At 44.7% G+C, this 9,251-nt stretch carries 7 protein-coding genes and 1 pseudogene; 4 read left to right on the plus strand and 4 right to left on the minus strand.

What is annotated here, in order from left to right; genetic code table 11:
• Positions 1-1,218, minus strand: coding sequence for an exonuclease subunit SbcD (sbcD, locus tag AAC853_RS15045; protein WP_340615020.1), 1,218 nt, complete (start codon positions 1,216-1,218; stop codon positions 1-3).
• Positions 1,219-1,495: 277 nt separating this feature from the next.
• On the opposite strand from sbcD, the gene phoB reads away from it, so the two are divergent.
• The 3 genes and pseudogenes from phoB to brnQ all read left to right on the plus strand — a co-directional run bounded on the left by phoB (position 1,496) and on the right by brnQ (position 5,211).
• Positions 1,496-2,185 (plus strand): phosphate regulon transcriptional regulator PhoB, encoded by a 690-nt coding sequence (phoB, locus tag AAC853_RS15050; protein WP_338883279.1) that lies wholly within the window; start codon positions 1,496-1,498, stop codon positions 2,183-2,185.
• A gap of 19 nt (positions 2,186-2,204) precedes the next feature.
• Positions 2,205-3,498: pseudogene (gene phoR, locus AAC853_RS15055) on the plus strand (phosphate regulon sensor histidine kinase PhoR).
• Positions 3,499-3,870: 372 nt separating this feature from the next.
• Positions 3,871-5,211, plus strand: coding sequence for a branched-chain amino acid transport system II carrier protein (gene brnQ / locus AAC853_RS15060; protein WP_340615021.1), 1,341 nt, complete (start codon positions 3,871-3,873; stop codon positions 5,209-5,211).
• Positions 5,212-5,311: 100 nt separating this feature from the next.
• Here the strand turns inward: brnQ and ggt are convergent, their stop codons facing one another.
• From ggt to AAC853_RS15075, 3 genes are all read right to left on the minus strand, one after another.
• Positions 5,312-7,072 carry a gamma-glutamyltransferase gene (ggt, locus tag AAC853_RS15065; RefSeq protein ID WP_340615022.1) on the minus strand — a complete coding sequence of 587 codons (1,761 nt, stop codon included), beginning with the start codon at positions 7,070-7,072 and terminating at the stop codon, positions 5,312-5,314.
• A gap of 185 nt (positions 7,073-7,257) precedes the next feature.
• Complete coding sequence (locus AAC853_RS15070; protein WP_273559137.1) at positions 7,258-7,860, minus strand: peroxiredoxin C; 603 nt, start codon at positions 7,858-7,860, stop codon at positions 7,258-7,260.
• Between the two features lie 182 nt (positions 7,861-8,042).
• Entirely contained in the window at positions 8,043-8,630 is a 588-nt protein-coding gene (locus tag AAC853_RS15075; RefSeq protein WP_340615023.1) for an acyl carrier protein phosphodiesterase, read from the minus strand.
• A 118-nt stretch (positions 8,631-8,748) separates the two neighbouring features.
• Here AAC853_RS15075 and AAC853_RS15080 point away from each other — a divergent pair.
• On the plus strand, positions 8,749-9,251 hold a 503-nt coding region (locus tag AAC853_RS15080), incomplete at its 3' end, for an S-adenosylmethionine:tRNA ribosyltransferase-isomerase (protein ID WP_340615024.1).

Raw genomic sequence — 9,251 nt, forward strand, 5'->3', positions numbered from 1 at the left:
TTATTGCTGAGAAATATCATCCAGCGTTTGTTTAAACAGGGTGGTTAGGCGTTGTTTTTGCGCGGGATCGTCGATTTCTGCCAGCGCTAAACGACGTTCAAAGACCTCATTGACGCTCAGTTCAGTAAGGGTTTCTTTATTTTGTGCAGACAGTGACAGTTGGCGAGTGCTTTTGCTGCGGCGTAGCAGGATGATCTCGACAGGCAGGCTTTCACTTAGGGCCTGAATGCGTTTTTGGATATCGGGCAGATAGTCTTGAGTTGCGACTTCAATATCCAGCCAAACCGGGCGTTCTCCTTGATATTCCCTAAAAGAGTGTAATTGCCCTTCGATTTGTTTCAAATTACCGCGAATAAGTTGCATTGGCTGATAATGTGGGATCGGTAACAGTGTGATGTTATCGAGTTTGCCTGATTTAAAATCCACCAAGCAGACACTTTTCTCCTGTCCCACTTCGTCAAAACTGAGTGGAATAGGGGAACCGCTGTAGCGGATATGCTCTGATTTACCGATGACTTGCGGGCGGTGAATATGCCCCAGGGCAATATAGTCAGCAGGCGGAAATGATTGAGCGGGGAAGGCTTCTAATGTGCCAATGTAAATATCGCGAACGGAATCTGTTGTGGAAGCACCCACCGTAGTGAGGTGACCAGTGGCAATAATTGGTAATGGCTGGCCGAACTGTTCCCGTAATGCACAGGCTTGCTGGTAGAGACTATGGTAGTGTTTGGTGATGGCATCTTGTAGGGCCTGCTGTTTTTGAGCGCCTGATTGCCCCGCCTGGCTGGTGATGATATCCCGTGGACGCAGATAGGGAATGGCACAGAGGATCGCTCCTGCATGACCTTCTCTGTTATTCAGGATCTTTATCTGCTGTGTTATATCTTCGGGTTCAGCATGGGTAATGACAGTAGTATTCAGGTAAGAAAGCAGGGATTTAGATTCATTGAGTGTGGCGACGGAATCATGGTTTCCACCGAGAATGACAAGTTGGCAGCCTGTGGGCTGTAGGGTCACAATAAATTGGTTATAAAGTTCACGTGCATAACTGGGAGGAGAACCGGTATCAAAAATATCGCCGGCAATAAGCAATGCGTCAACCTGATGCTGCACGATTTTTTCAATCAACCATTGTAAAAAGTGTTTATGTTCAGCGGCACGGCTTTTAGTAAAGAAATATTGGCCAAGATGCCAGTCAGATGTGTGAATAATTCGCATGATTTTCCCGCCGTTGCTTGAATGCTTTTCTTATCTGTTGCAGGTGCTAATTATAATGGCAGTGTGAGGGATGTCCTGTGCAATTCGATTTCCTTTACTGAATTTTCGAGCTGCTTCGCATCCGTAGTGAAATATAACAAAGATGCAAGATTTTCTTTGGGAACCAGTTTGTATCTTGTTAATTGAGAAATAAGGATTTTCATAAAAGTGTCATAAAATTGACGCATAATATTTGCAGTAAAAGTCACTAGCCTTAATGATATTAACGGAATTAACCATGGTTAAACGCATTTTGGTAGTTGAAGATGAAGTGCCGATTCGTGAAATGGTGTGTTTTGCACTGGAACAAAACGGTTATGAAGCCATTGAAGCCGAAGATTATGATACAGCAATAAGACGTTTGTCTGAGCCTTATCCTGATTTGGTATTATTGGACTGGATGTTGCCAGGCGGTTCAGGGATACAACTTATCCGGCAAATGAAGCGGGATAATAACGCTAAGGCGATCCCTGTCATTATGGTTACGGCTCGGGTGGAAGAAGAAGATCGGGTACGTGGTTTAGATGTCGGTGCAGATGACTATATCACGAAACCTTTTTCACCTAAGGAATTGATTGCCAGGATTAAGGCTGTTTTGCGTCGCATTTCACCTGTAGCGTTGGAAGACTCTATTGATATGGATGGATTGGTTCTTGATCCATCATCCCACCGTGTTTCCAGTCATGGACAAGATTTGGAAATGGGGCCAACTGAATTCAAACTTCTCCACTTTTTTATGACTCATCCTGAGCGTGTTTATAGTCGTGAACAGTTACTCAACTATGTATGGGGAACAAATGTTTATGTGGAAGATCGTACGGTTGATGTACATATTCGACGCTTGCGTAAGGCGTTGGAGATAGGGGATCACGCCAGAATGGTACAGACGGTACGTGGTACAGGTTATCGTTTTTCTACCCGCTATTGACTGTTTGGAGTAAAGTCGCGTGCTTGAGCGTTTATCTTGGAAAAAGTTGGTATGGGGGCTTGTGCTTTTTTGCTTGCCCGCTGTCATTTTGTCTCTTTTTATCGGTCACTTGGCATGGCTGTTGGTTATCGCACTATTTTTGGCTTTGGTATGGCATGGCTATAATTTGCTGAAATTATCCGATTGGTTATGGTTGGATCGCAATATGTTACCGCCAGCCGGTCGTGGCGGCTGGGAACCTATCTTTTATGGTATTTATCAGTTGCAACAACGCAATCGCAAACGACGTCGTGAACTCGCATTACTCATCAAACGCTTTCGTAGTGGGGCTGAATCGTTGCCGGATGCTATTGTGATAATGACCACGGAAGGCAATATTTTTTGGTGTAACCGCTTGGCACAACATTTACTTGGGTTCCGCTGGCCTGAGGATAATGGCCAGCATATTTTCAACTTGCTTCGCTACCCTGATTTTAGCCGTTATATTACCGCGAATGATTTTTCCCACCCTCTGTCCATCGAATTGAATAATGGCAATATGATGGAGTTCCGCATTATGCCTTATTCTGAGAAGCAATTATTGATGGTCGCACGCGATATCACCCAAAAACGGCAGCTGGAAAATGCCAGACGGGATTTTTTTGCCAATGTAAGTCATGAACTTAACCCCCCTCACTGTCCTGCAAGGTTATCTGGAAATGATGGAAGATCAGGCGTTCGACAATAAGATGAACCAAAAGGTTATCGGTACGATGCGGGAACAAATACTAAGGATGGATGGTTTGGTGCAACAACTGCTGCATCTTTCCAAAATTGAAGGGGGGGCGCAAGTGGACATGAATGAAGTTGTGGATGTTCCCAACCTGTTGGAGGTATTACAACGGCAGGCGTTGGCCTTGGGAAATGAGCAATACGATATTGTGTTTGATATTGATGAAAAGCTGAAAGTGTTTGGTAATGAAGAGCAACTACGCAGTGCAATGACCAACCTTGTTTATAATGCCATCAGACATACTTCTCCGGGCACAAGGATTGAGGTGAGTTGGCGAAATGTTTCCCAAGGTGCGTTGTTCACAGTGAAAGACAATGGGGGTGGGATTAGTGCGGAGCATTTGCCACGCCTGACTGAGCGTTTTTATCGTGTTGATCGCGCCCGTTCGCGTCAGACGGGGGGGAATGGGTTAGGCTTGGCGATAGTGAAACATGCATTGCATCACTACAATACCCATCTCGATATTGAGAGCACTTTAGGAAAGGGTTCAGTTTTTAGTTTTTTATTAGCGTCTCAGCTTATTGTTTCTGCTAAAAAATAGTTTTATAACAAAATGATTTATTGACAGATGTGAGCAAAAAACACGCGCGAATAAAAAAATACACAAATCATATAGTGTGTATTCAATGATAGATAACAATAATAACTGATTTTAAAAAACAGTTCAGAATATTGTTCTGGTTTTTGGTTTACCGCTTGCCTTTTAGCGCTATAAAAGTTTTACTTGGGGGCAGTTGTTGGCGATTCTAGCTGTTATTATTACTATCATTCTGTATCTTACGACTATCAGTGAGTATCATGCAGGTCACTGATTGTTAAATCAGAATCCGGTCTCGCCAGTGAAAATTCAAGTACTTGCGATAGTTACTGTCGCAGATGCATCTCTTTTGACAATAATACATTAACAATCATTATGGCATACCGTTTATCATCTAAGGATATTTGGGCATTAGGTTTTATGACCTTTGCCTTGTTTGTTGGTGCGGGAAATATTATTTTTCCGCCTATGGTTGGCTTGCAGGCAGGAGAGAACGTTTGGATCTCAGCCGCCGGCTTTTTGCTAACCGCTGTTGGCTTGCCAGTCATTACTGTCATTGCGTTGGCAAAAGTGGGTGGGGGCATTGAAGCACTCAGTGCGCCGATTGGAAAAACTGCGGGTCTCATTTTGGCAACTGTCTGCTATTTAGCGGTCGGCCCTCTGTTTGCAACCCCTAGGACTGCCACGGTTTCTTTTGAAGTGGGTATTGCTCCACTTACCGGAACAGGTGATCTTCCTCTATTTATCTATAGTGTGATCTATTTTGCACTCGTGGTGCTGATTTCATTATATCCGGGCAAACTACTGGATAGTGTTGGCCATATATTGGCTCCAATCAAAATCGTAGCATTAGCCATTTTAGGAATTGCAGCGGTGTTGTGGCCGGCAGGTAGCTCTGTTCCTGCTATTGAAAGTTATCAGGAAATTCCGTTCTCAAATGGCTTTGTCAATGGCTATTTGACAATGGATACACTGGCCGCAATGGTATTCGGCATTGTTATTGTCAATGCAGCCCGTTCCAGAGGAGTTGAGGCTTCTTCCCTGTTGACGCGCTATGCTATGTGGGCCGGCCTGATTGCTGGTCTTGGCCTGACACTGGTGTACCTCTCTTTGTTCAAGCTTGGGGAAGGTAGTGGCACATTAGTGCCTACCGCAGATAATGGTGCTGTGATTTTGCACGCTTATGTCCAAAATATTTTTGGTAACTACGGCAGCTTCTTCCTCGCGATACTGATTTTCATTGCTTGTATGGTGACTGCTGTCGGTTTGACTTGTGCTTGCTCTGAATTTTTCTGCCGTTATTTGCCATTATCTTATCGTGCTCTGGTACTGATTTTAGGCACATTCTCCATGCTGGTTTCTAACGTGGGCTTAAGCCATTTGATTAAGATCTCAATTCCAGTGCTGACGGCCATTTATCCACCCTGTATCGCACTGATATTATTGAGCTTTACAATTCGTTGGTGGAACAATTTCATCCGCATTTTGGCCCCTGCCATGTCTGTCAGTTTGCTGTTTGGGATTTTGGATGCAATAAAAGCTTCTGAGTATCTGTCCCATTTGCTGCCTGAGTGGGCAAAGCATCTGCCATTAGCGGATCAAGGTTTGGCTTGGTTGCTGCCTACTTTACTGACGGTTGTTGTGTGCGCTATTTATGACCGCGTCGTAGGAGGCGTAAAGCTCCCAAAGTATGAAGTGCGGGCTGAAGAAAAGTAGGAATAAAGTCTGTTCATGATAAACATGGATAAGTGATGTTATAAGATGATAAAGGTGAGCTGCTGAAAACAGCCCACCTTTTTTGTTGATTTATGCTGGATTAATAACCAATGGCGGCACCGGCAGGTCGTCGTGCATCGTTGGCACCGTAAATGTAACCCTCACGGACAACACCTGATACAGCAGAATCATTGCCTGATGATTGTGGAGTCACTCCAGCAGCCCCCGGTAATCCAATCATAATTAATTCTGCTGCTCCCCAAGGTGTCTGTTTCACCATTTTGTAGCCCATTTTTTCCAGTAAGTTTAGGGTGTCTTTCGACAAACCACGTTGCTCATAATAGACTTCGTCAGGTAGCCATTGGTGGTGGAACCGTGGACTATTGACGGCTTCTTGTGGTGGCATGTTGAATTCGATGATATTCAGCGCCGTTTGTAAAGTAATGGAGATAATGCGTGAGCCTCCTGGAGAACCTAACACCAGGAAGATTTTATTATCTTTGGTCACAAGTGTTGGGCTCATTGATGATAGTGGGCGCTTACCAGGGGCGATTGAGTTGGTTGCACCTTGTACTAGCCCATACAGGTTTTTCTCACCGACTTTAGTTGTGAAGTCATCCATCTCATCGTTGAGGAAAAAGCCTGTTCCTGGGGCAATTACCCCAGCACCAAAGCGTCCATTTATGGTGTAAGTTGTTGATACTGCGTTTCCTTCTTTATCTACCACGGAATAGTGGGTAGTTTCCGGTTTTTCATGGGAACCAATGCCTGGCTGAATATTTACCGATGGAGTGGCTTTATTCGGTTGAATCTCTTTTCTGATCGATTCGGCGTAACTTTTACTCAACAGTCGATCAAGTGGGTTGTTGATAAATGCCGGATCGCCCAGATAGGTATTTCTATCCATATAGGCGTGGCGCATGGCTTCTGTCAATGTATGAATATAAGCAGCAGAGTTGAATCCCATAGACTTAAGATCATAGCCTTCAACGATGTTTAATATCTCGCATAACGTCACGCCGCCAGAGCTGGGAGGTGGAGAAGAGATAAACTTATAGCCTCGGTAGCTACAGGTAACAGGCGTCGTTTCTGTGATGTGGTAATTGGCGAAATCGGCTGCAGTAATAATTCCGCCTGATTTTTTTGATGCTTGTGCAACTAATTGGGGAATTTTGCCGTGATAAAAAGCATCAGATCCCTGTTTGGCAATCATTTCCAGTGTGTTGGCTAAATCGGTTTGGATGAGCCTATCCCCTGGTTCGAATGGCGTACCATCCTTGCGCAGGAAAATACGGGCAGCTTCTGGATCTTGAGCGAAACGTTTGACTGTGGTATCCAAAATATCGGTATCACCACGGGTCAGTATATAGCCTTCGCGCGCCAGCTTGATAGCGGGTGCCATGACTTGTTCGCGAGTTAATGTGCCGTACTTTTTCCGTGCCGCTTCAAATCCCATCACTGTACCTGGTACAGCAATCGCTTTATAACCATACAGACTGGCACCTTTGATCACTTTTCCATCTTTATCCAGATACATATCAGCGTTAGCCGTGGCAGGGGCTGTTTCACGGAAATTGATGAAAGTATCTTTTCCATTAGCGAGATGGATGGTCATAAAGCCACCACCGCCAATATTGCCGCAGCAGGGATTAACCACGGCTTGGGCATATCCAACGGCAACAGCAGCATCAATGGCGTTACCACCCATTTTGAGAATATCTATGCCAGCTTGTGAAGCAAGGCGCTGTGAGCTGACAACCATGCCTTGTTTAGCTTCAACCGCAGGCTCAGTGGCAGAATAAAGAGGAGTAGAAATGAGCAGGGATACAGCGATAAGTGGTATTTTCCATGCCTTGAACATGTGTTGTTCTCCTGAGGATAGGTCAACTGTTAATTGATTTGGGTATTTGTGGTGCTTTTGTTGCGAATAAGTAATTTACCTTATCGAAAGCTCAGGATTTTGGAAAGTAAAAAACCAGCCGATTGAGCGGCTGGTTTGGAATGCTTCATAACGTAAAGTTATGAACAGATTGAATCCTAACGGGATTACAGCTTGTCAGCGTTTTTGGTCAGGTATTTTGCTACGCCTTCCGGTGAAGCGCCCATACCTTCCTGGCCTTTCTCCCATTGTGCAGGGCAAACTTCGCCGTGCTCTTCATGGAATTGCAGGGCGTCAACCATACGCAGCATTTCATCGATGTTACGGCCCAGTGGCAGATCGTTAACGACTTGGTGACGTACAACGCCATTTTTGTCAATCAAGAAAGAACCACGCAGAGCAACACCTGCTTCTGGGTGCTCAATGCCGTAAGCTTTCATGATGTCACGTTTGATGTCAGCAACCATTGGGTATTTGACTTCGCCAATGCCACCTTCGCTGATTGGAGTTTTACGCCATGCGTTGTGAACGAATTCAGAGTCGAAGGAGACACCAACAACTTCAACCCCACGTTTCTGGAATTCTTCATAGCGATGATCGAAAGCAATCAGCTCAGAAGGGCAAACGAAAGTGAAATCCATTGGCCAGAAGAAAATAACAGCAGCACGGCCATTCAGGTGTTTTTTCAGATTGAAGTTATTAACAATTTCACCGTTACCGAGAACTGCGGCAGCTGTAAAGTCAGGGGCTTGGCGGGTTACTAAAACCATAATTGACTCCTGTGATTTTAAAAGGTGTTATGTAAAAACGGGTTACAGCATAAGGAATTAGGTTATAGCAATAAAGGATAAAATACCAATTGTTATAATAGATTTTACCTATCGATAAACTGTTTTTAATTCCTTTTAGACTACATAAGATAAAACTATTTATGAAAAGTTCAAGATAGTTGCTACTCAAATAGATGCTTATTTGTTGCCAGTGTCATCATTTCTGGGTAGAACTGACAAAATAGTGTTTCAAAATCAAGGTAATGATTTTCTATATCCTGATACGAGCCGCCCAGTGCGGATAATTTGGGGCGCCTGCGAGCCATGCTCTGCAAGACATTGGCGATGCATGACATATCGGCATAACGGATAAATAAATTTTGTGACCAGAGGTAGTTGTTCAATTCCTGAAATTTTTCAGGGGTTGAAGCAAGCTGAGGTTCTATAGTGTTGCGGGCAAGGTGGACAAATTCGGGCAGGGAATAATTTTTTTCAAATTTGCCCCAATGTCGCGAGAGAAAGTGATCCCAGATGATATCAAGAGTAATGGGGGCAACGCGCCGATATTCGGGACGAAATAATTTGCGTGCTTCCAGGACAAGCGGATGCTTGTCCGTCAGGCTATCTACCCGACGGTGCATACGGATACCCGCTACAATGTCAGAACGAAATGCGCCTTCTGGAGAGCCGCGGACGAAATCTGCCATCAAATTCCCTAGTAAGGAACTTTCCGCTAAGGCAGCTAAATGAAGGTGTGCGAGAAAATTCATAGTGAGAGTATATCGCAAAGAATGCAGCGTAAATAGTTAAACCCGATGCTTCTTTGTTGCACCCTTGCACTTGCAGCACTAGACTAGTCCGCCTGTTTTTTTGAATGATACAGATAAAATGCGTGTCGCTGATTTTACATTTGAACTGCCAGAAGAGCTGATTGCTCACTATCCCCAGCCACAGCGAAGTGCTTGCCGCCTGCTTTCCCTTGATGGTGAAACAGGCAAGCTGGCGCACGGTGTTTTTACTGATGTGTTGGATAAGCTGGAAGCTGGAGATTTATTGGTTTTCAATAACACCCGCGTTATTCCTGCGCGCCTGTTTGGCCGCAAAGCGACGGGGGGAAAGTTGGAAGTTTTAGTCGAAAGGATGCTGGATAATAAGCGAGTACTTGCTCACGTTCGGGCTTCCAAAGCACCGAAAGAAGGCGCTGAACTTATCCTCGGTGAAGAGGAGAGCATTAAGGCAACGATGCTGGCGCGTCATGATACGTTGTTTGAAATCCGTTTTGATGATGAGCGTGATGTGTTGACCATTTTGGAGCAGATTGGTCATATGCCTTTGCCGCCTTATATCGCTCGTCCTGATGAAGATGCGGATCGTGAATTGTACCAGACAGT

The sequence above is a fragment of the Xenorhabdus thailandensis genome (assembly GCF_037996785.1).
GTDB lineage: Bacteria > Pseudomonadota > Gammaproteobacteria > Enterobacterales > Enterobacteriaceae > Xenorhabdus > Xenorhabdus griffiniae.